We start from the raw sequence: 19795 nt of genomic DNA on the forward strand, positions 1-19795 counted from the left end.
AATTCTCCTGTTGGACGGTGCAGCGTGATGCGGCTGCGTTCGGAATGATGCGGAAAGGTGGTTCAGGAAGGGCACGGAGCCCTTGAAGGGGGTGATCATTCGACGGTCACGACGACGGAGTGCCATCCGCTGGCACCATCGGGGATGGTGCGAGTGCGTTTGGCGGTCTGCACCGTGCCGGTCCGATCGGTGGCGCGGACGGTGAGGGTGTGGCCGCCCTTGGCGGCCTGCCAGGGAAGCGACCACTGGCGCCAGGTGTCGCGGGTGTCCTCGGCAGCCAGGTGAGCCTCTTGCCAGGGGCCGTCGTCGATGCGGACCTCGACCTTGTCGATGCCCCGGTGCTGGGCCCAGGCGACCCCGGCCAGCATCACCGTGCCCGCCTTGGGCCGGGCGAACGGCTTGGGAGTGTCAATCCGCGACTCGGTCTTGATCGGAGCCCTACGGGCCCAGCCGCGCTTGACCCAGTACGGGTCGTAGGAATCGAAAGTGGTGAGCTCGATCTCCTCGATCCACTTGCAGGCCGAGACGAAGCCGTACAAGCCCGGGACGACCATCCGGACCGGGAAGCCGTGCTCGAAGGGCAGCGGCTCGCCGTTCATGCCCAGGGCGAGCATCGCATCTCGGCCGTCCATCAGGTCCTCGACCGGACTGCCGATCGTCATGCCGTCCACCGAGCGGGACACCAGCTGATCCGCCGGGCCTCCCCGGGACGGAGGCCTGACCCCGCACTCGGCGAGCAGGTCGGCCAGCCGGACGCCGATCCAGCGGGCGTTGCCGACATACGGGCCGCCGACCTCGTTCGAGACACAGGTCAGGGTGATGTCCCGCTCGATCAGCTCACGATGCAGCAGGTCGTCGAAGGAGTAGACGCCCGGACGGCGTACGCCCTTACCGTGGACACGCAGCCGCCAGGCGGTGGCGTCCACCTTGGGCACCACCAGCGCGGTGTCCACCCGGTAGAAATCATCGTTCGGGGTGACGAACGGACTGATTCCCGGGACGCGAAGCCCGGCTCGCCTGGATACCGGTTTCGCCGGTGACCCGGGAGAGGGCAGCACGACCTTCTTCCGCGAGGCGACCGCGTCCTGGCCGCGCGAGGCGTTCAACGACCGGCCGACCACTCCGACCGCGCCAGAGACCGCCGCGGCGGATGCGGCCGCCAGGACGAATCCACGCCGGTCCCATCCGACGGACGCAGACAGGCCGTCGTCGGCTTCCTCGGTCGCAGCCCCGGCTACCGACGCCGGTGTCCGCCTCACCACGGTCAGGCGTCCCACCAGGACGTGCAGAAGCAGTGCTCCGGCGACGGCACCCACGACAGCGGGCAGCGCATCGGTGAGTCCCGTGGAGTCGGGCCGGCTGACAGCTGCCGCCGCCCCGACGACCCCGAAGAGAAGGACCCCGGCGGCTCCCACCCGCCGGAACCGCACCGCCAGCGCACCCAGCACCAGGGCCAACACCGCGAGCGCCACGAGGATGCCGAGCTGCAGCACGACCTTGTCGTTGGTGCCGAAGTGGCGGATCGCCCAGTCCTTGACCGGGGCGGGCGTCGCGTCGATGGACGCCCCGCCCACCGCGATGACCGGGCTGGACTGCGGCCGTACCGCTGCCGCGACCAGTTCGGCCACCGCCAGCGACGTGAAGCCGGCCAGCACCCCGCTCAGCGCACCCAGCGCCAGACGAGGCCACCCCGGCCGTACTCGCCGATCCTTCTCTTCATCCCTCACGGGGGGAATCCGGTTCTGCCTGCAGGGCGGATTGGTCTCAGACCTGATCAGGTGAAAAAAGATCGCAGACCAATCCACCCTGCATTCCGCTACGGATTACACAGTTGAGCGCCGACAGACATCGCCGGAACCCTCCACCTGGGGGTGCGCGTTGTCCTGCGCAGGCGTTGACCGGGATGTCGATCGGAATCTGCACCACGTTGCCCGACAGCACGTCCGGCGAGCCGACCGAGACCAAGACCGGTACGAGGTGGCTTCCTCGACGATCGCGTCCACCCGCTGGGCGGACGCCCGGTCGATCACCGGGCCGAGCTGGGCCTTCTCGTCGTCGCCCGAGCCGAGCCGCACCTGCGCGAGCGCGCTGGTGAGTCGAGTGCGCACCTGGTCGGCGACGTCCCGGTGAACCAGTACGCGGGAACCGGTGCAGCAGAACTGCCCGTTCATCAGCACCAGCGCCTGCACCACCGTCGGGATCACTACGTCCGGATCGGCGTCGGGAAAGATCACCATCGGAGCCTTGCCGCCCAGTTCCAGACCGAGCCGCTTGAGCGTGGCGGCGGCCGCGGCCGCGATCTGGCGCCCGACCGGCGTACTGCCGGTGTAGTCGATCACGTCGACCTTGTCCGAGGAGACCAGGAACGGGGCCCCGGTGTTGCCGGACTCGGTGAACACGTTGACCACACCCGCCGTGGCCCGTTGCTCGTCGCGGTGGTCGCTTCCCTCACCCCCCTCACCCATGGCTACGCCGCACTCGGTGTCGTCCTCGCCCTCGGGCCGGCCCCTGGCGTCGTACGGCGCCGCCCCGCCGGAGGATGAACCCCGCACAGCGGAGGGCGCCGAATGCGACGACGGGTGTCAGCGGCCGCTGACGGCGAGTTCGTAGTCGCCGATCAGGTCGCCGAGGAGCGTTCCGGCGGTGATGTCGCTGGGGACGTGGCCGGACATGTACAGCCGGGAGTAGAGGACCTCACCCTGCATCCAGCGGTAGTCCTCGGCCCGGTGCGGGGAAAGGGCGCTGAGGTAGGTGACGGCAGCGGCCGCCCGGGCAGCGTGGCTGGAGGGGTAGGAGTAGGGCCCCTTGGCGCCGGGCTTGATGTGCTTCTCCGGGCGCAGGGTGGGGTCCAGGACGTAGGGGGCCGGTTGCTTGTCCGCGGCGGCGACCTGCGCGCTGATCGCCTTGGCCATCTTCAGGGCGGCCTTGAGCTCTGCCTTCTCGGTGTCGCCCCGCTGCACGGGGATCAGTTCGCGCTGGTCGTGGAGGTAGAGCTTCCAGATGTCCTTCTTGCCGCGGAGCTCCAGCCAGGTGGCGGCCCTCTTCCCGGCTGCCGTGCGGGTCTTGGCGAGCTGCTGGACCTGGTGGAATTCGGCGGTGCGCTGCGCGGCCGTGGGCGGTGCCGGCACCTGCTGGGCGGCCCAGGCGGCGAATGCCTTGTCGTCGCGGGTTGTGCCGTGTGCCTTTTTCCACTGCGTGAACAGGGCGTTGGCCTTCTTGTGCTGGCCGTTCGCTTCCCCGCCGATCGCGGTGATCTGCGCGTCGGTGAAGAGCGTGGGCGGCGGGTTCTGCTTGATCCTGTCCGTCGCGCCTGGCTTCTTCTTCGGGTTCGGGGAGGTGGCGGCTGTGACCAGCTGCGGGCGCAGGGCGCCGACGGCGACGGCCGCGACGGCGACCAGGGCGATCAGGGCGTAGGGCCATTTGATGCCGCGCAGGACGTTCATGCAGCGGGGATCCTTTCGGTGAGCGGGGCGGGGTTCGCCGTGGTGATGAAGTGGTTCCGGGTGAGACGGCGTACGTCGTTGTCGGGCAGGCCCGGGGTGAGCAGGGACTGTCCGACGATGTACTTGCTGAGCGACACCGGCCGGACGCCCATGCCGAGCAGCAGTCGGTCGGCGGATGCCGGCTGCGCCCCGCCCTTCGTCTCGATCAGGACGTGCCCGGCATCGAGCGCGGCGCTCCGGTCGCCGCGGTGACAGCTGAGGGCGCCGTCGAGGGTGACGCGGCTGCCGTGGTCGAGGTCGGCGAGTGCCGCGCGGACATAGCGGACCTCGGCGGCAGCGGACAGTTCCCCGGCGGTCACTGGGACACGGGCCACCTTCAGCACCTCGTCGACGAACTCGGCTGCGTGCCGGGTCAGTTCGCCATACTCGGATGCCGGGACCTTCAGGGCGTGCTTGACCGTGGCGCCGCGGCCGTCCTTCGTCTTCACCTCCACCCGGCACAGCCCGTCCTCGGCGTACAGGCGGGTGCGGACCTTCCAGCGGCGACGGCGCCCTTGGACGTGAGCGCGCCAGGCACCCAGCCCCGGAGTGTCGAAGTAGGTGCTCAGATAGCTCGTCGTACGACGCCCACCGAGATCGAGGATGTGATGACTGCTGGCCAGCTGGGCGATGAGGAGGCGCGCCCGGTCGAGTGGGACCAGATACTTGCGGTCCACGCGGTGCTGGAGCGCCGCGGCCGCATCCACCTCGGCGAGTGTCGCACCGCGAGGTTCGTGCAGACCCAGTCCGGCCGCGAGGGAAGAGCCGGCGGTCATGACACCGTCACCGGCTCACGCGGCTCGCCGTCCGAAGTGCTCGCGGGTTCCTGCGGCTCGGCGGGGTAGCGGGCGGAGACCCGGGTGGTCTCGCGGACGTAGTCCACCTCGTCCACGACCACCGACAGTGGCGCCTGGCCGAAGCGGAAGGCCACGTCTTCGGCGATCCGGGAGGGGTCCGGGTAGATCCGGTCGAGGGTGAGCTTCACGGTCCGGGTCGCAGGTTCGTACGACTTCGGGTCGTCGACCACGAGCACCGCCACCAGGACCACGACGTCCAGCGCGACGACGAGCCACGTCTGGCGCTGCGGCAGGCCCGTGCACAGGGCTATCACGAGGGTGACGAAGGTGTAGGCGACGTCTCGCAGGGTGAAGGCGGCGCTGCGCAGGCGGACCAGGGAGAGGATGCCGAACAGTCCGAAGCCAACGCCGGCGGGAAACTTTCCGGCGCTGATCGTGCTCATCGCGGCGAACAGGCCGATGTTCAGCGCGGCCAGGACCAGTGGCATCGCGGGTGCGCTGGGGCGACGGCGGTAGAGCCAGCCGACCAGGATCAGCAGCGAGATGACGTCGAGACCGCCCCGGGCTGTGAGGTCGGTGACCGCGATGTGGTCGGTGATGCCCTTGGCGGCGAGCACCAGTGTGTGCATGGCTGTCCCTTCCGTCACGGCGCGTTCGGACGGCGGACCGGTCGCGGTCCGCGGAGCACCGCGACCTGAAGGACGGTAGGGATGTCACATGAACAGACCATGAAGCCTTCCCTGTGTCCGGATACGGCCGACCAGCGGCTACGCTGCCCGGCATGCACTGCCTGGTCGTCGACGACGAGACCCGCCTGACCGATCTGGTCGTCCGCTACCTGACCGAGTCCGGACACACCGCCGAGGGCCGCTACGACGGGCCCTCCGGCCTGGCCGCCGCCCGCGACCCGCGGCTGGACGCCGTACTGCTGGATGTGATGCTGCCCGGCATGAGCGGCGTGGAGGTGTGCCGGACACTGCGCGGCGAAGGCGTCGACGTCCACGTGCTCCTGCTCACCGCACGCGGAGCGATCAGCGAACGTGTCGCCGGACTGGACGCGGGAGCCGACGACTACGTGGTCAAACCGTTCGCCATGGAGGAACTGCTGGCCCGGCTGCGCGCCATATCCCGGCGCCGCCCGGCGCCGGCCGGCCGACTCAAGGTCGGTGACCTCGTCCTCGACCCGGACCAGCAGCGCGCCTGGCGCGCGGGCACCGAACTGGACCTGTCCAGGCGGGAGTTCGCCGTCCTGCGGGCGCTGATGGAGAACGCCGGCTGCGTGGTGTCACGGTTGCGGCTGCTGGAAGAGGTGTGGGACGGCGAGACCGACCTGCGCAGCAACGCCATAGACGTGCACGTCTCCAAGGTGCGCGCCAAGATCGACCGGGCCTTCGGCCGTACATCGATCACGACGCTGCGGGGACGCGGCTACCGCCTGGAAACCGCACAGTGACCCTGCCCGGTCGACTGCTCCCGCGATTTCGACGACTGCCCGTGGTCACGCGCCTGGTGCTGGCCGTCGCCCTCACCATGTCACTGGTCCTCACAGGGGCGGCGAGCTTCGTCTACTGGCGGGTCAAAACCGCCCTGGATCAGCAGCTCGACGACGACCTGACCACCTACCAGCGCAGCCTCGACCGCGCAGTACGCCACGGAGCACAGCTCCCGCCCGGCCCCAGCGGCAGTCTCCAGCAGGTGCTCGGCGCACACGGCCGAGTGCTGGACTCCAGCCACGCCATTCGCCGGCAGATGCTGCTCACTCCGACCGAACGGAACTCCGTCGCTCACGGGACCACGCTCAGACATGACGTCGGCTCCCTACTGCCGATCACGCCGGACACCCTGCGTCTACAGGCCCACCGCGTCACGGCCGGAGGTCGCCAGCGGATCGTGATCGCCGCCGTCCGGCGCGGCCATCGCGACGAAGCGCTGCGCGAACTCCTGGCTCAGCTGGCCCTCGCCTCCGGCCTCACCCTGATCGCCGCCTCCTACGTCGGCTACCGCACCGCCCGCGGCGCCCTGCGCCCCGTGGAGCGCTACCGCACCGCGGCCGCCACCCTCGCCGACGGCGAACAGAGCCTGCGTTTGGACGTCCCCGCAGACCGCGACAACGAACTCACCCGACTCGGGCACACCCTCAACCACATGCTCGACCGTCTGGAGGCGTCCGCGGAGCGCGAGCGCCGGTTCGTCGCGGACGCCAGCCATGAACTGCGCACTCCGCTCACCCTGATGCGCGCCGAACTCGATGTCGCACTGCACCGCCCGCGCTCCGCCGAGGAACTGACCGAGACCCTGCGCTCCGTCGACACCGAGGTCCAGCGCCTGATCGACCTCTCCAACGCACTGCTGGACCTGGAGGAACTCAACAGCACCGGCCACATCACCCGCGCACCCGCCTCCCTGACCGACCTCCTCGACGCCGCCGTCACCCCTCATCGACCTACCGCAGAGCGGGCCGGTCGTGATCTGGCCGTCGACACCCCCAGCATCACCGTCGACGTCGACGCCCGGTGGCTGCGGCCGGCCGTCAGCAACCTCGTGCACAACGCCCTGCGGCACGGGCAGGGCACCGTCCGCGTCGCGGCGACCGTCCAGGAGGGCGTGCTGAGTGTGTGCGTCACGGACGAAGGCCCAGGCTTTCCGCCGGAGTTCCTGCCGCGGGCGTTCGACCGCTTCGCCCGCGCCGAGGCCAGCCGCACCGGCGACGGATCCGGCCTGGGACTCGCCTTCGCCCACGCGGTGGCCACCGCCCACAGCGGCACCGCCCATGCCGACAACGCGGCGAGCGGAGCGGCCGTCACCCTCCGTCTTCCCTGCTGACCGGCAAGTCTCTCTTCCCTACCACGGTTTCCGTGGACCGGGGGGTGTTTCGTCTGCGCCAATTCTCGACCCGAAAGGGCCACCGGATCGCAGGCAGACCGAGGCGGTGACAGGCCAGACAGGCGGCGGTGGTCATCACCCCGTACACGGTCCGCCAGAGCGCAGGTGGCCGGCTACTGACGTCGCTACGGTGTCGCGAACACGGGTGAGGTCGTCGGAACGCGGCAGTTGGTCGGCCTGCTCGACAGCCGCACTGTCGTGCCCCGCGCCGACGCTCGCGGAGATGACGACGATTCGTCAGTCGTACAGGCGCGGCCTCCTGCTGGCTGCCCACGGCACCGTCTGGTCGCTCAGTTGTTCCAGGTTTCGTCGTAGGGATCGTGGGGCGTTGGTGCCGGCCTGGCTTCGGTCACCTGGAGGAAGGGGATCGGGCCGTCGTTCACAGGGTCCCGGGTCCGTTTTGCGGTGTACCTGCCTGTCACCTCCAGCCATGCGTTCGGTTGCAGGACTGGCGGAATGTTCCCGGTAAGGCCGATTTTCACCGGCTGGGCGTCTGCGGCACAGCAGTTGAGGGCCATGCGGGCGAGGTACGGGGTTCCCGAGTGGGCCACCGCGACGAAACCGGTGATCCGCACGCTGCGGCCTTCCAGGGAACGGCCGTGGTCGTAGAATGCGCGGCCCGCATAGTCGACCAGGCTGATCGGTACGGGGTCGCCGGTCGGGAGTTTCGCGTAGCCGTACGGTGGCTGCAGGGCTGTACCGGTGCGCATCGCGCTGTAGGAACCCAGGGCCGGCGGGGCGACGAGGATGAGGGCGAAGAGGGGGAGCACGAGGAGCCAGGACATGGGAGGTTCGCGGTGGGCGTGCCCCCGGGGCTCGTCACCGGTACAGGCCCCCCGCTCCTCGCGACGCGCGCGCTTCCACTCGTACCAGGCCGTCGTCAGCGCAGTCACGGCCAGGAGCGTCCCGGCCATCAGCAGCAGTGGGCGCAGGCCCCCCTTGACGTAGCGCAGGTACAGGTCGGTGAGGCCCGCGTGCAGCAGGGCCACGCCGATCAGGAGCAGGACCGCCGCCTGTGCCTGCCGGTTCACAGCAGCACCGTCCCGGTCAGCACCGCGCCCGCGATGGCGAGGGCGAAGGTGGTGGGGGCGAAGCGCAGCGCGAAGCCGCGGCCGAAGGTGCCCGCCTGCATCGCGAACAGCTTCAGGTCGATCATCGGGCCCACCACCAGGAACGTCAGTCTGGCCGTCAGTGAGAACTGGGTCAGCGACGCCACCACGAACGCGTCGGCCTCCGAGCAGATCGACAGCACCACGGCGAGGACCGCCAGAGCCAGGACCGCGAGCACCGGATTGCCGGCTGCCGTGCGCAGCCAGCTCGCCGGAGCCGCTGTCTTCAGCGTGGCCGCGGCCATCGCGCCGAGGACCAGGAAGCCGCCCGCGTGCATCGTGTCGTGCTGCACCGAGCCCCAGAACCTCTCTCCTTTGCTCTGGCCGGTGTGCTCCGTGTGTGAGGGCAGGCGCAGCCAGTCGGTGCGGCCGAGGCGCTGCCACAACCAGCCCATCACACAGGCCACCAGCAGACTCGCCAGGAAGCGGGCCAGGACCATCCGCGGGTCGTTTGGGAAGGCGACGGCTGTGGCGGTCAGGACGATCGGGTTGATCGCCGGGGCGGACAGCAGGAACGCGAGCGCCGCGGCCGGTGTGACACCCCGCCTCACGAGTGCACCGGCCACCGGTACGGAGGCGCACTCACAGCCGGGCAGTACCGCACCCGCCACACCGGCGACCGGGACGGCGAGGGCGGTACGGGCGGGCAGGGCGCGGGCGAAGAACGAGGGCGGCACGAAAACGGCGATCGCCGCCGACAGCAGCGCGCCGAAGACGAGAAACGGCAGCGCTTGGACCACCATCGCGACGAACACCGTCATCCAGCTCTGCATCACCGGGGTGGCCAGTGCCCGGCGGATCGGGCCCTGCATGACGACAACGACGAGCAGGAGCACGGTCAGGGCGAGGGAGGAGTTGAAGTGCCACCCCTCCTGGCCTCGTCGGCCGGGCTCCCCGCCGGCCTGTGGTTGCCGAGCCTGAGCCTGGGAAATCGCCTCGGGCGGGGCGGCTTTGCTAATGGCCACGAGTGAGCTACCTCCGGCAAGGTCGTGCGAAGGTAAGTGCCTTCTCCTTCCATACGGCCGCGATGCCTCGGTGTCTCACCGTGAAGATGCGCAACTACTTCCACGACTGCGGTGGCGCGTGGCCATCGCTGGCAGGTCGGCTCCCTGCGTTGACGAAGCCTGACTGCGGGCTTAAGGGCCCGTCGTTCGGATCTCCGGTAGTTGGCCAAGGCGGCCCACCGGAGAGTCGATCGCGGTGTCGATTGTGGTGTAGGCGTCGGCGCGGAGGACGTCCGCACGAGCTCACTGGAGCAGTTCGAAGTGGGGGTGGTACGGAGAAGACGGGCAGACGTGGAGCTGCAGGTTGTTGCCGCCGGTGATGTCGATCAAGGTGAAGTTGCCGTCCCGGGCGCCCAGGGGCGGCGGGCCCGGGGTCGGCCGGTCCTCCTCGGCGATCCAGGTCGCGCTGCCGCCGTCCCATTCCGAGGAGGCGATGGTGAGGAGTGGGACCGCCTCGGTGCCGCACTCCGGGCAGGCGCGGTCGACGGGGTCGGTGGGGCTCCAGCGGGTCCAGCCGCCGGTCTTCCAGCCGGGGGCGGTGCAGAGGTTGTTCAGGTAGAGCTCGCCCGGATCGTCCGCGTACGCGTTGTACTGCGCGGGGTCGATCGTCTCCCAGCGGCTCATGTCGTCCAGCTGGTCCCGAAGCTCCTTGTCCAGATCCATGGGGTTGGGAAACTCGGTGACCTGCTCCGGCGAGAGCAGGCACGGCTCCGGGAGGTACCAGCCGACCTGGACGATCGGCGGCTCGGGCGGTGCCTCGAGGACGTCGGTGACGGTGGCGGACGACCGCCAGAAGAGGGCGGTCTTCGGGTGGGCCATCTCGTGGTCGAAGGGGCACCACAGGACTTGGAGCAGGTCCGCGTCGGGCGGGCAGGGGAAGGGAATGTCGCGGGCGTACAACTGGGCGACGGGAACGAGAGGGATCGGGCCGTCGAACCATGGGCGGCCCGCCCTGATCAGATCCAAGGTCTCCTGTTCCTCGGGGGTCCGCTCAGGTGCCTCGGGGTCGAGGTGAAGGCGCTCGGCCGCTGCGGCGAGGACGCGGCGCTGGAGCCGAATGTCGTCCGGGGAGTTGATCCTGAGCGCCGCATGCCTGTCGTGCGGTTCTTCGCATTGCGGCCACAGCTCGCCGGCGGGCCACAGGAGCGGCCCGCCGACGGAGCTGTCGTGCACGGTCGGCGCCCCCGGCCGCGGGTGCAGCCGAGTCGCCGTCCGCGCCAGCGGGGCCAGTTGAGGGAAGAGCGCGGTGACGTCGAACGGCCGCGGCGGGGTGGTGAATGTGGCGTTCATAGCGGTGATGCTGCCAGCAGCCGATGACAATGGGTGTACCGATCCCCGTCAGCTGACACCAGACATGTTCCCTGAGTCAGCTGCGCTGCGTGGGCTCGGTAGCCTGATAGCCGGAGTGCTGAGGATGAAGGTGGTGACCACCACCTTGACGCCGTGCCGGGCCGGTTTCCAAGGCCACGGCCGATCTCATTGACACTGGCTGCTCCGTTGGTCCCCATGGCCGCGCTTCTGCCGCTTTCGTCGCCTGAGTCCCGTGGGTTTCCGTTCGGGGAACGGCCACAGTGACCGTTCCCCGAAGGCTTCCACAAAGCTCTTGATCCGGACGAGCAGCGCGTGACCTGCCATTACGGGGTTCGGAAACACCCCCGGTCAAGCGCCGGTGGAGGCAGGGGCGGGGTGCGGACCGGGCCCGGAGGCGATGATCTGTGCGAGCAGGTTGAGACCGGGACGGTCCACTGGGCGGGTGTTGGCGTTGAGGACGACGACTGCGGCTCGGTCGTCGGGGGCTATGGCCAGCAGACTGCGGTAACCGCCGGTTCCGCCGGTGTGGAACAGGATCCGGTGCCGGCCGCGGGACGGGTGGTCGGTAGAGATCCAGCCGGGATGGACAGCGGCTCTGGCGTTGATGCGGTGGGCGGTGGTGTGGGTGAGAGCGATAGCTTCGGCGAGTTCTTCGGGCGCGGGGCCGATCTGGGCCCGGGCCAGCGTGAGCAGGTCGGGCACGGTGGAGTGCAGCCCGCCGGCGCCGGCGAGGGCGGCCAGGTGCCAGGGTGGGCGGGGACGGCCGGCGCGGGAGTGGCCGCCGGCCAGTCGTGCGCTGCGTCCGGGGTCGAGAACCACGCGTGTGTCGGCCATACCGAGGGGCCGGCAGATCTCTGCCTGAATAAGCGTGTCGTAGTCGGTGCCGACATGGCGTGCCAGGACGAGTCCGAGCAGACCGGCGCCGAGGTTGGAGTAGCGGAAGCGGGTACCGGGCACCGACCGCAGACGGGTGCGCCGCAATCCGTCCATCAGGAGCTCGCCCGTGCAGCCGGCGTAGGGGTCCGACCGGAACAGGCTCCGCGGCATGAGGCCTTTGGGTAGCCGGGGCAGGCCGGAAGTGTGGCAGGCCAGGTGAGCCAGCTTGATGACCTCACCGCCGCGTTCCGGAGCCGGGATGTCGCGGGGCAACAGGTCGCGAAGCGGTTGGTCCAGACTCACGGCGCCGCGCACCGTGAGCTGTGCCAGGACAAGCGCGGTGAACGTCTTGGTGACGGAACCGATCTCGAACAGCGTGCCGGGGTCTGCGCCGTGCAGTGCGGACTGCCCGCCCCGTACGGCGCCCACCGCGACGACGCCCCGCTGTCGGGCGCCGAGCCGCTCCGCCGTTCGTCGCACCAGATCATCGAGAAGTGAGGTCATGATCGCGTCAGGCTTCCGTCCGGCCGAACAGGCGCCGGCCGCCGTACTTCTTGTGCACGGCCTGCTTAGAGACCCCCAGCGCCTCGGCGATCTGCGTCCACGTTGTCCCTGCCGCCCGCGCCCGGTACACCAGAACCTCTTCCTGTCCTTCCAGGCGCTGGCGCAGCGCGGCTGCCTCGCGCAGTGCTTCGAGGGGATCGGCATTGTCGGTGATCGACGAGATATCAACTCCAGCCATGCGTCAACTTTAGTTGACCTACTCTTCTCCGTCAACTTCAGTTGACCGCACCGGTGGGGTGCGAAAGCTGTCGCGAGGGCCGCGCCCCGTTCCAGGTTGCCGGTCACCATCGGTCGGCTGGCGCCCGGCCGAGGCAGCCGCCGCCACCCGTCCCGGCGAAGCTGAACACGGCGGAGATGCCGTGTCGTCGACCGTCGCGTGGGAGTCGCGCCGTGGAGTGGGTTCAGGCGCTCGCGGCCCTGCGGCAGGACGCGCTGTCCAATTCACGGATCGCCCGGTTCCGCGGGCAGCTCGCCCGCGCCTGTGAGCGGACCGCGAGGGCACTGCGCACCGACCCCGGGCAATCAGCGCCGCGAGCCGGCCCCGCGGGTGCGGGGACGACGAGCCGCGCACGCCCCAGCCCTCGCCCCAGGAGGAGCTACCCCCACGGGTGCGGGGACGACGCGTCGTGATCGCGCGCCCGCCACCACCGGTAGGAGCAACCCCCGCAGGCGCGGGAACGGCCTTCGCAAGGCTCGGTGCGGCCTGCCGCAGAAACCGTTCGAGACCGGGAGGGTGTTCACCCCAGGGGCGACCGCTACAGCCAGATCGCCGTCCGCGCCAACCGCTACTGGGTGCCGGTCCGCCTGATGTGGGCGGGTACGGGAGAGCGCGGGGCCTGAGTCAGCCTCGTCGAGACCGCGGGCGTAGCCGCCCGGAAGTCCCGCAGGCCCGTTTGCTCGGCGGTGAGCAGGCCGTGAAGGCCGGCCGCCCGGTCAACCCTCGCGTTCCGTGAACTGTTCGGCGCGACGGCCCTGGGTCGGCGACCGCTCTCGCGGTGGTCGGTGTCGTCCATCGCGGCGCCACCAATGGGCGGGGTCGGACGGGGCACTCGTGTCTCCCTTGGACCGACCGCGAGAGCCGAACGGAATGCCAGTTGATGAACGCGCAAGACGCCATGAAGCTGCTCGATGGACTGACTGTGGACGCCAGTCGGCGGGAGCAGCCGATCGTGCTGGACGCGGAGGGGCGCCCCATCCGGACGTGGCGAGAGAACTACCCCTACGAACGGAAGGTGGGACGCCAGGAGTACGAGCGTGCCAAGCGGGTGCTGCAGATCGAGCTGCTCAAGCTCCAGCGCTGGGTCAAGGACACCGGCACGCGCGTTGTCGTCGTGTGCGAGGGACGTGACGCGGCGGGCAAGGGCGGCACGATCCAACGGCTCACCGAGCGGCTCAACCCGCGCGGCGCACGCGTGGTCGCCTTGGACAAGCCCACCGAACGCGAAGCGGGCCAGTGGTACTTCCAGCGGTACGTCGCGCAGCTGCCGACGGCCGGGGAGATCGTGTTCTTCGACCGCTCCTGGTACAACCGGGCCGGTGTGGAGCGCGTGATGGGCTTCTGCTCCCAGGAGGAGTACGAGCTGTTCCTCGAGCAGTGCCCGACCTTCGAGCGGATGCTGGTCGACAGCGGCATCGTGCTGGTGAAGTTCTGGTTCTCGGTGTCCCGTTCCGAGCAGCGCACACGCTTCGCGATCCGGCAGGTCGACCCGGTGCGCCAATGGAAGCTCTCGCCCACCGACGTGGCGTCCCTGGACCTCTGGGACGCCTACACCGAGGCGAAGGTCGGCATGTTCCGCGCCACGGACACTTCCCACGCCCCCTGGACCGTCGTCAAGAGCAACGACAAGCGGCGGGCCCGACTGGAGACCATGCGGAGTCTGTTGTCGCGCATCGACTACGCGAGCAAGGACCACGAGGCGGTGGGCACACCCGACCCGCTCATCGTCGGCGCCGCCGACACCCTGCTGGAACCCGGTGAGGAGGACACCACTCTCTCGCCCACGCCGCTCTCACCCGGTGTCGGCGTCCCCGGCAAGCACCCCGGCAGCGACTGACCCGCCACCCCTCCAGGGCCCGTCCGACACGGCAGGCCCTGCCGCCTCTCGGGCAAGGCCGGCCGCGTTCATGCTCCGCAACGTCTGCGACGCAGCGCCCTGGCGGTCGCGCTGGGCGGGGACTGCCTGGCTGATGTCGTAATGACGCGGGCCGAGCCGGCCGTGTTCGGCCCGGTGGCCTCCGCCCCGACCGTCTCCCGCCTCGTCGGCACTCTGGCCGCGGCGCCCCGAAGGCCCTGACCGTGATCCGGTCGGCGCGAGCCAGAACGCGCGAGCGCGTCCGGAAGCTGGCCGGAGCATCGTCGCCGGACACCTGGGCCTCCCCGATGAGCGTGCGGAGCGCGGGGACGCTGACACCGCCGGGACCGAGACGTCTCACACCGAGCCCGGGCCGCGGCCACTCCGCTGGAAGGCCGGCACTCAGCTGCCCGACCAGGCTGAGCGCACGACAAGCCGCAGGCGGAGGCTCGCGCGCGGATCCCGGCAAGGTCGGGACCCAGGTGAGCGGGAAGCGGGCCACGAGGCCGGCCTCCGCCGGGGCGGCGCGCCCGCACGGCGGTTCGGTCAGACGGTCTTAACCGTGGTGCCCGCCCCCTCGAGCGCGGCTACGTCTTCGACGGGTGCGGTGGTGTCGGTGACGAGGGTGTGCAGGAGGGTGGCGGGGCCGACGTAGGCGTAGGCGGTGCGGCCGAGTTTGGCGGCGTCGGTGGCGACGATGGTGCGGCGGGCGGAGGCGATGCCCGCTTTCTTCACCGCGGCGTCGTCGAGGTCGTAGGCGGACCATGCCCGCCGACTGGGTCCGCGAACTGAGCATCGCCGGCACGCCCCACCAGGCCCGCGCGGCGATCAACGCCCGCCACGCGGGCGGCGCGACCAGCGTCGTCCTCGCCCCCGCCGGCACCAACGCCCTGACATCCCCGGATTCCCTCGCCCGCGCCCTGCCCCACCGCCCTGACACCCACCACCGGACCTCGGGGACCCTCGCCATGTCCCCCCGCCGACCCATCGTGCTGTTCGACCTCTTCGGCGTCATCGCGTGCCACCGACGCCCAGGCGCGATGGACGAAATGGTCGCCCGGAGCGGCGCGTCCACAGACGCCTTCACATCCGCCCACTGGACCCTCCGCCAGCCCTACGACGCCTGACAGTGGACCGCACCGCAGTCAGGGTGATGACGGGCAGCGCTCGGGGGGCTCCGTGTGGCGCCTGGCCCGGCGGCCGGCGGCAGCCAGGTTGCGAGGCCGTACCAGGCACAGGCCAACGGTGGTCTGGTGGGGGCTGGCGTCGCTGGCCCTGTGGGGAGGAAGCTGGGATAAGACCGAAAACTCCCGAAAGGTATGACGTGGCGATCAGCTTGAGCCGGTTCCGATCACCCCGTCTCCGTCCGTATGAGTCGGCGGATGAGGCGGCGGTGCTTGAGTTGCTTGCGGAAGATCGGCTGCCTGGGCAGCCGATCTGCACCGCTTTGATGCTCGACGACGCGCTGGCCGGCCGCTCAGTATCTGATCCGGCTGCGTGGGCGGCGCTGGACGGGCTTGTCACTACTGTGCGGTGCACGCCCGATGGCGGCATTGGCGGCATCGTCTGCTGTGCCGGGCGCCCCTACGACGACGCATCGTTGATCTTGTGGCTGCACTGCCGTGACAGCTTCGAGACGGCCGCGACTTTGATCGCTCGGGCTCTGGAATGGAGCGGCGCCCGTCTCGTGTACGCCTTCCCGCTCGCTTCCGCCCTCACCGGGGGCCTGATAGGTCTGCCGGAGCGCCGAGGCCGGGCTACGCACGAAGCCCTCCTGGCTGTGGGCTTCACCGGTCTGGGGCGGTGCCGGTATCTGCGTGCCGAGCTTCCCGTCGCAGGCTTGCCCCACCTCGGGGACGTGGTGCTGAAGGACACCGTCTCGCCGCCCGGCAAGCGTCTTGAGGTCCGCCGCTGTGGGCGGGTGCTGGCCCAGGCCATCGTAGGGCGTCCTGTCGGCGGGGTCGGCGTGATCCGCAGCCTCACGGTCGCCCCGGATGCCTGCGGCCTGGACCTGCCCCTGGGTCTTTTGGGCAACGCTATGGACGTGCTCCACGGGTTCGGTGCTCGCGAGACGATCGTCTACCTGGATGAGTCTCATGATGCCCCGGAGTGGGATCTCGCCGCTGCCCTGCGCACGTATCTGTTCGCTGACTTCATCGAGGTCGACCGGCTGCTCACTTTCACCAGGCCGCCGACGCCGTCTGGGATGCGGGGTTAGACGAGGCTGTGGTGTCGAAGCCCGCATCGGCCGGCTGGCCTCCCAGTGCCCGCGGCCTCGAACCCGATATCACCGACTGCCAGCGCGACCGCGAGCGCGGCATCGACGACCCGGGCGTGCCCGTGCAGCGTGCCACGCAGCCGGCCCAGGCCCGTCACGTCGTGCGCGCCTACACTGCCGCCGCCCACTACGGACGGGAGGGGAAGACACAGCAACTCCCGCACCGACGCCGCCTCCGACAAGATCTACGCCGAGCTGCGCCTGCGGGAACAGGCGGCCACCCTTCCACCCCTGCGGCCCGGCCCGGTGTCTCCAGGCACCGGCGGCCTCCGTCACTCTCAGCTACGCCGATCACTGTGCGGCGGCGCTGTCCGGGAGGTGGGCGGCCGGGTTGAGTGCCCTGGCAACCGCGGGGGTGAGGGCGTGTCCGGCGAGGACGTGGCGGACGGCGTCGAGGGGAACGGGGCGTTCGTAGTAGCTCTCGAACCATGCCTGAACGGTCTCAGCGGAACGGTCTGTGAGGAGGTGGAAGAGGAAGCCCGAGCCGTCCGGGTCTTCGCTGCCCGCGGGGAAGTCGATGGCCGAGCCGGTGCGCCAGACGGTGTCGCCGCTCTCCTGCCACAGGCAGGCGGTGATCCTAGGGGCATCGATGCCCTCGTCCTGGAAGGCGGGCTCGTCCAGAAGTGGGCGCAACGCCGCGGGCACCTCGTCGATGACCGACGCCCGGTCCGCGGTGCCGCCGTTGCAGGGGAGCCTCATCAGCGGTCGGATGTAGGAGCTGCCCGGATCAGGCGGCTGTCGTCGCGGTGCGTCGGGTGGCTGCGGCGCGGGTGCGGGGCTGGTACGCCGCGCCCGGGCCGCCTTCCGGGACGGCCGGGGCGCGGCGGGCGGGGGATCGACGGCTCAGTGGCTGGAACCGGGCGCAAGTGACACGAGCGGAGAGCGTCGGCCTTTCTCGGCCGCGCGGACATCCGTGTTCAACGCAGCCGTGGGTCCATCTCCAGTAGCTGTTGGTCGGTGCGGTAGATACCGCCGGCGAAGCGTTCGATCGCCGAGCGTAGGCGCATGGGGTCGGCGCCGTAGGTACCCAGCGTTCCCGCGATGACGTAGCGCCGGTCCGGGAGACGTTGGTTGAGCCTCTTGTGGAACCCTGGCGGCCGCGGAGCGTCGGCCTTGAGCCGCACGATGAGCACGTTGGCGATCGATACCGTACCCGGCGCCCTGCGTAGTACCCCCACGCACTCGATGTCCGTCCACGGCACATGAGCCGTACGCGTGCCGTGCTCGGTCCGCAATCCGTCCCCGTCGACGACAAGGTCGTAGTGGACATCTCTTCGGCGGACGTTCACAAGGAGGACCGGACCCAAGACGAGGGCTGCGACGGCGCCCCAGATCAAGGTCACGCGCCCTCCACCGAACAGCGTCATCGCCGCAGTGACGACAGTAAGCAGCAGGACGGCCTTGATGGTGTCGTGCCTGGTCGGGGGCTCTGAGGGCGGCTCACGGAAACGGATCTCTCCCTCACCGCCGGTCGGCGGCCCTGCGTGCGGCCGCACGGGGCCGCGGACGAGGGCGAGTTCCCCGGCGGCGTTGACGGAGCGACGCTGAGGTCGCGGCAGCCCCATCCCGTGCAGCACGGTGTCGACGTGCTGGTGGATGTCGTCCAGAGTGAGCGGCTCGGGATGGCTCAGCGCATCCAGCAGGGCGGCGGTGAAAGCGGTGTGACGCTGCCCGGGCGGCGCGTGGGAGGGTGCGGTGGCCGTGGTGGAGGTGAGGGTGTAGGTGCCGCTCACGTCGAGTTGGGCCGACAGCAGGCTGCCCGATTCGGTCATGGCGGCCACCGCGCGGCCGGAGAAGCAGCAGTCCAGCACCAGGACCCGCAGGCGTGCCCGGGCCCGGCCGAGGTGGCGCTTGACCAGGTCGGCCGGAACACCCGTGAAGCCGACGTGACCGGGATCCGTGGAGGACAGTGCAAGGTGGAGCAGCCCGTCCTCGTCCAGGAGTCCGTGTCCGGCGTAGTAGACGAGCAGCAGGTCCTCAGCCTCGCGTGCCGCTTGGGCGAGTGCCGCACCGACGCTGCGGTGGTCGGCCGGGTCGGCCAGCACCCGGCAGTGTTCCGGCGGCAGAATGCCGTGCGTCTGGTCGGTGAGCGCGGAGCGAAGGCCCGCGAGGTTGGCGCCCACGGCGGGAATCGCGGGCAGATCAATGTCGGTGAAATCGCTGCACCCGATGAGGACCGCCCGGGAAGTGGCACCGTCGGGGAAGCGCGGCGCGCTCTGCCTCACTCCTCCCCGCCCTCCAGCAGCTGCCCGACCGCACCGATCACCGCCTGCGCATCGCTGGTCCGGCGGACCTCGACGGTGACCTCCCGCCCATCGCCGCGGCTCATGCGCACGGTGACGTCCGCACGGCGTTGCACCAGCCAGGTCGACAAGGAACGAGCCAGCACGGCTCCCGCTCCGCCGGAACCCAGCGCGACCGCCAGCACGTCCAGCGCGGCCCCCATCTGCCCTGGCTGCGGCGTGCGGGCCAGCAGTTCCACCCGGCCGCGCAGCGTCTCTTCCGCAGCCAGCCAATCCCGCAGCGACACCAGATGCGCCTCCGCCTCCACACCCCGCTCAGCCGATACCTGCAACCTCAACGTGCAGCCCCCAGACGGCGTTCGGCTGTCCTCGCGTTTCTCCATGGGGCCATGGTGCCAACCGTGGTGGCTGAACATCCCAGACTTCTCACATCCGTTGGCGCTGCGGTGCGGCCCCTGCATCAGCGTGCCCGGCGGCTGGCCGGTGGGCATCCACGGCCGGCTGCCGGCGCCGAAGCGGAGTCGGGGTCGCGGCGCCGCAACTCCTGACGGAGCCGGGCGAGAGCACGGTGCAGAGCGCTCTTGACCGTTCCAGGCGCCATGCCGAGGGCGGCGGCCGTCTCTTGGCCGGGGCGCTGCGGCAGTTACCCCTCGGGCGGGTGCTCGGTGGTGCCCAGCAGCTTGCGGGCGGCGGCGATCATTCCCTGTGCGGTTCCCATGGCAGGTCTCAGAGCTCCATGTCGTCGGGGAGTGCGTCGAGGTCGGAGGTGACCTCGTGGGCGGGGTCCTGGCTGACGCCGGTCTGGTCGGGGTCGACGTCGAAGACCCCCGCGCCGCCCTGCGGGTAAGGCGGTGTCTGTTCGCTCTCGCTCATGAACGCTGGCTCCTTCAGTGCTTCACTCGGGTGGTGGGCCGCCTGGCCACGTGTGTGTGCGCCGGAGGTCCCTTGAGCCGTCCGACGACTGACCCTGGGCCTGGGCGACCGCCGTGCATCACCGAGTTCAGCGGGTCGGGAATTGAATGGGCAGCCGGTTTCGCCGCCCCGAACAATGGACTCGCTGCAGGTCACGGGGCGTGGCGCTGCGGCGTCGGCCGATAGAGGGGGCTTCGGGTCGTCCTCTGCCAGGAGATTGCGTACTTTGTCGGGCCTCGCGCCGCGTCCACGGGGGAAGCGGGC

19 protein-coding genes and 4 pseudogenes are annotated in these 19795 nt (G+C 70.3%); 6 read left to right on the forward strand and 17 right to left on the reverse strand.

Annotated features, from left to right (window positions below; genetic code table 11):
- Window positions 1–95 precede the first annotated feature (95 nt).
- From ACFQ9Z_RS16010 to ACFQ9Z_RS16035, 6 genes and pseudogenes are all read right to left on the reverse strand, one after another.
- Window positions 96–1727: a molybdopterin-dependent oxidoreductase gene (locus ACFQ9Z_RS16010; protein ID WP_383016948.1), complete on the reverse strand. Its 1632-nt coding sequence runs from the start codon at window positions 1725–1727 to the stop codon at window positions 96–98.
- 37 nt (window positions 1728–1764) lie between these two features.
- Complete coding sequence (locus ACFQ9Z_RS16015; protein ID WP_383016951.1) at window positions 1765–1941, reverse strand: chaplin family protein; 177 nt, start codon at window positions 1939–1941, stop codon at window positions 1765–1767.
- A gap of 44 nt (window positions 1942–1985) precedes the next feature.
- Window positions 1986–2465, reverse strand: a pseudogene (locus tag ACFQ9Z_RS16020) (aldehyde dehydrogenase family protein); the annotation flags it as partial.
- 117 nt (window positions 2466–2582) lie between these two features.
- Window positions 2583–3443 carry a phosphatase PAP2 family protein gene (locus ACFQ9Z_RS16025; protein ID WP_383016954.1) on the reverse strand — a complete coding sequence of 287 codons (861 nt, stop codon included), beginning with the start codon at window positions 3441–3443 and terminating at the stop codon, window positions 2583–2585.
- Window positions 3440–4258: a polyphosphate polymerase domain-containing protein gene (locus tag ACFQ9Z_RS16030; RefSeq protein ID WP_383016957.1), complete on the reverse strand. Its 819-nt coding sequence runs from the start codon at window positions 4256–4258 to the stop codon at window positions 3440–3442. Before ACFQ9Z_RS16030 ends, ACFQ9Z_RS16025 begins: the two co-directional genes overlap by 4 nt.
- The gene (locus tag ACFQ9Z_RS16035; RefSeq protein ID WP_383016960.1) at window positions 4255–4908 is read right to left on the reverse strand and encodes a DUF4956 domain-containing protein; all 654 of its coding nucleotides are present in this window, start codon (window positions 4906–4908) and stop codon (window positions 4255–4257) included. Before ACFQ9Z_RS16035 ends, ACFQ9Z_RS16030 begins: the two co-directional genes overlap by 4 nt.
- A gap of 152 nt (window positions 4909–5060) precedes the next feature.
- Between ACFQ9Z_RS16035 and ACFQ9Z_RS16040 the strand changes: the two genes are divergently transcribed.
- Together ACFQ9Z_RS16040 and ACFQ9Z_RS16045 are read left to right on the forward strand one after the other, a co-directional pair.
- Entirely contained in the window at window positions 5061–5732 is a 672-nt protein-coding gene (locus ACFQ9Z_RS16040) for a response regulator transcription factor (RefSeq protein ID WP_383016963.1), read from the forward strand.
- Between the two features lie 41 nt (window positions 5733–5773).
- Window positions 5774–7102 carry an ATP-binding protein gene (locus ACFQ9Z_RS16045; protein ID WP_383016966.1) on the forward strand — a complete coding sequence of 443 codons (1329 nt, stop codon included), beginning with the start codon at window positions 5774–5776 and terminating at the stop codon, window positions 7100–7102.
- Between the two features lie 350 nt (window positions 7103–7452).
- On the opposite strand, the gene ACFQ9Z_RS16050 is transcribed toward ACFQ9Z_RS16045, so the two are convergent.
- The 5 genes from ACFQ9Z_RS16050 to ACFQ9Z_RS16070 form a co-directional block, all read right to left on the reverse strand.
- The gene (locus ACFQ9Z_RS16050) at window positions 7453–8193 is read right to left on the reverse strand and encodes a TIGR03943 family putative permease subunit (protein ID WP_383016969.1); all 741 of its coding nucleotides are present in this window, start codon (window positions 8191–8193) and stop codon (window positions 7453–7455) included.
- Entirely contained in the window at window positions 8190–9236 is a 1047-nt protein-coding gene (locus ACFQ9Z_RS16055; RefSeq protein ID WP_383016972.1) for a permease, read from the reverse strand. Before ACFQ9Z_RS16055 ends, ACFQ9Z_RS16050 begins: the two co-directional genes overlap by 4 nt.
- A gap of 282 nt (window positions 9237–9518) precedes the next feature.
- Window positions 9519–10565 carry a hypothetical protein gene (locus ACFQ9Z_RS16060; RefSeq protein WP_383016975.1) on the reverse strand — a complete coding sequence of 349 codons (1047 nt, stop codon included), beginning with the start codon at window positions 10563–10565 and terminating at the stop codon, window positions 9519–9521.
- Window positions 10566–10934: 369 nt separating this feature from the next.
- Window positions 10935–11966 carry a serine hydrolase domain-containing protein gene (locus tag ACFQ9Z_RS16065; protein WP_383016978.1) on the reverse strand — a complete coding sequence of 344 codons (1032 nt, stop codon included), beginning with the start codon at window positions 11964–11966 and terminating at the stop codon, window positions 10935–10937.
- 7 nt (window positions 11967–11973) lie between these two features.
- Window positions 11974–12204, reverse strand: a complete 231-nt coding sequence (locus tag ACFQ9Z_RS16070) for a hypothetical protein (RefSeq protein ID WP_383016981.1) — start codon at window positions 12202–12204, stop codon at window positions 11974–11976.
- A gap of 919 nt (window positions 12205–13123) precedes the next feature.
- Here ACFQ9Z_RS16070 and ppk2 point away from each other — a divergent pair.
- Window positions 13124–14080: a polyphosphate kinase 2 gene (gene ppk2 / locus ACFQ9Z_RS16075; RefSeq protein WP_383016984.1), complete on the forward strand. Its 957-nt coding sequence runs from the start codon at window positions 13124–13126 to the stop codon at window positions 14078–14080.
- A 54-nt stretch (window positions 14081–14134) separates the two neighbouring features.
- A pseudogene (locus ACFQ9Z_RS16080) lies at window positions 14135–14394 on the forward strand (IS1380 family transposase); the annotation flags it as partial.
- A gap of 250 nt (window positions 14395–14644) precedes the next feature.
- On the opposite strand, the pseudogene ACFQ9Z_RS16085 reads toward ACFQ9Z_RS16080, so the two are convergent.
- Window positions 14645–14860: pseudogene (locus ACFQ9Z_RS16085) on the reverse strand (decarboxylase); the annotation flags it as partial.
- Window positions 14861–14862: 2 nt separating this feature from the next.
- Between ACFQ9Z_RS16085 and ACFQ9Z_RS16090 the strand changes: the two are divergent.
- Both ACFQ9Z_RS16090 and ACFQ9Z_RS16095 read left to right on the forward strand, forming a co-directional pair.
- The gene (locus ACFQ9Z_RS16090) at window positions 14863–15225 is read left to right on the forward strand and encodes a hypothetical protein (RefSeq protein WP_383016987.1); all 363 of its coding nucleotides are present in this window, start codon (window positions 14863–14865) and stop codon (window positions 15223–15225) included.
- A gap of 266 nt (window positions 15226–15491) precedes the next feature.
- Window positions 15492–16316, forward strand: a complete 825-nt coding sequence (locus ACFQ9Z_RS16095; RefSeq protein WP_383016990.1) for a GNAT family N-acetyltransferase — start codon at window positions 15492–15494, stop codon at window positions 16314–16316.
- 351 nt (window positions 16317–16667) lie between these two features.
- Here ACFQ9Z_RS16095 and ACFQ9Z_RS16100 read toward each other — a convergent pair whose 3' ends face one another.
- The 5 genes and pseudogenes from ACFQ9Z_RS16100 to ACFQ9Z_RS16120 all read right to left on the reverse strand — a co-directional run bounded on the left by ACFQ9Z_RS16100 (window position 16668) and on the right by ACFQ9Z_RS16120 (window position 19492).
- A complete protein-coding gene (locus tag ACFQ9Z_RS16100) occupies window positions 16668–17075 on the reverse strand; it encodes a hypothetical protein (RefSeq protein WP_383016993.1) in 408 nt (135 codons plus the stop codon).
- A gap of 218 nt (window positions 17076–17293) precedes the next feature.
- Window positions 17294–18601 (reverse strand): caspase domain-containing protein, encoded by a 1308-nt coding sequence (locus ACFQ9Z_RS16105; RefSeq protein ID WP_383016996.1) that lies wholly within the window; start codon window positions 18599–18601, stop codon window positions 17294–17296.
- Window positions 18598–19002 carry a hypothetical protein gene (locus tag ACFQ9Z_RS16110; RefSeq protein ID WP_383016999.1) on the reverse strand — a complete coding sequence of 135 codons (405 nt, stop codon included), beginning with the start codon at window positions 19000–19002 and terminating at the stop codon, window positions 18598–18600. The genes ACFQ9Z_RS16105 and ACFQ9Z_RS16110 overlap by 4 nt, the downstream gene beginning before the upstream one ends.
- 43 nt (window positions 19003–19045) lie before the next feature.
- Window positions 19046–19256, reverse strand: a pseudogene (locus tag ACFQ9Z_RS16115) (sigma factor-like helix-turn-helix DNA-binding protein); the annotation flags it as partial.
- Between the two features lie 89 nt (window positions 19257–19345).
- Complete coding sequence (locus ACFQ9Z_RS16120) at window positions 19346–19492, reverse strand: hypothetical protein (RefSeq protein WP_383017002.1); 147 nt, start codon at window positions 19490–19492, stop codon at window positions 19346–19348.
- Window positions 19493–19795 lie beyond the last annotated feature (303 nt).

The sequence above is a fragment of the Streptomyces sp. NPDC056580 genome, from assembly GCF_042793175.1.
In the GTDB taxonomy this organism is placed as follows: Bacteria; Actinomycetota; Actinomycetes; order Streptomycetales; family Streptomycetaceae; genus Streptomyces.

Bases quoted from the DNA above. Each gene is read 5' to 3' on its own strand.
- ACFQ9Z_RS16025 (WP_383016954.1), bottom strand. From the start codon at position 3,443: ATGAACGTCCTGCGCGGCATCAAATGGCCCTACGCCCTGATCGCCCTG.
- ACFQ9Z_RS16030 (WP_383016957.1), bottom strand. From the start codon at position 4,258: ATGACCGCCGGCTCTTCCCTCGCGGCCGGACTGGGTCTGCACGAACCT.
- ACFQ9Z_RS16035 (WP_383016960.1), bottom strand. From the start codon at position 4,908: ATGCACACACTGGTGCTCGCCGCCAAGGGCATCACCGACCACATCGCG.
- ACFQ9Z_RS16040 (WP_383016963.1), top strand. From the start codon at position 5,061: ATGCACTGCCTGGTCGTCGACGACGAGACCCGCCTGACCGATCTGGTC.
- ACFQ9Z_RS16060 (WP_383016975.1), bottom strand. From the start codon at position 10,565: ATGAACGCCACATTCACCACCCCGCCGCGGCCGTTCGACGTCACCGCG.
- ACFQ9Z_RS16065 (WP_383016978.1), bottom strand. From the start codon at position 11,966: ATGACCTCACTTCTCGATGATCTGGTGCGACGAACGGCGGAGCGGCTC.
- ACFQ9Z_RS16070 (WP_383016981.1), bottom strand. From the start codon at position 12,204: ATGGCTGGAGTTGATATCTCGTCGATCACCGACAATGCCGATCCCCTC.
- ppk2 (WP_383016984.1), top strand. From the start codon at position 13,124: ATGAACGCGCAAGACGCCATGAAGCTGCTCGATGGACTGACTGTGGAC.
- ACFQ9Z_RS16090 (WP_383016987.1), top strand. From the start codon at position 14,863: ATGCCCGCCGACTGGGTCCGCGAACTGAGCATCGCCGGCACGCCCCAC.
- ACFQ9Z_RS16100 (WP_383016993.1), bottom strand. From the start codon at position 17,075: ATGAGGCTCCCCTGCAACGGCGGCACCGCGGACCGGGCGTCGGTCATC.
- ACFQ9Z_RS16110 (WP_383016999.1), bottom strand. From the start codon at position 19,002: ATGGAGAAACGCGAGGACAGCCGAACGCCGTCTGGGGGCTGCACGTTG.
- ACFQ9Z_RS16120 (WP_383017002.1), bottom strand. From the start codon at position 19,492: ATGAGCGAGAGCGAACAGACACCGCCTTACCCGCAGGGCGGCGCGGGG.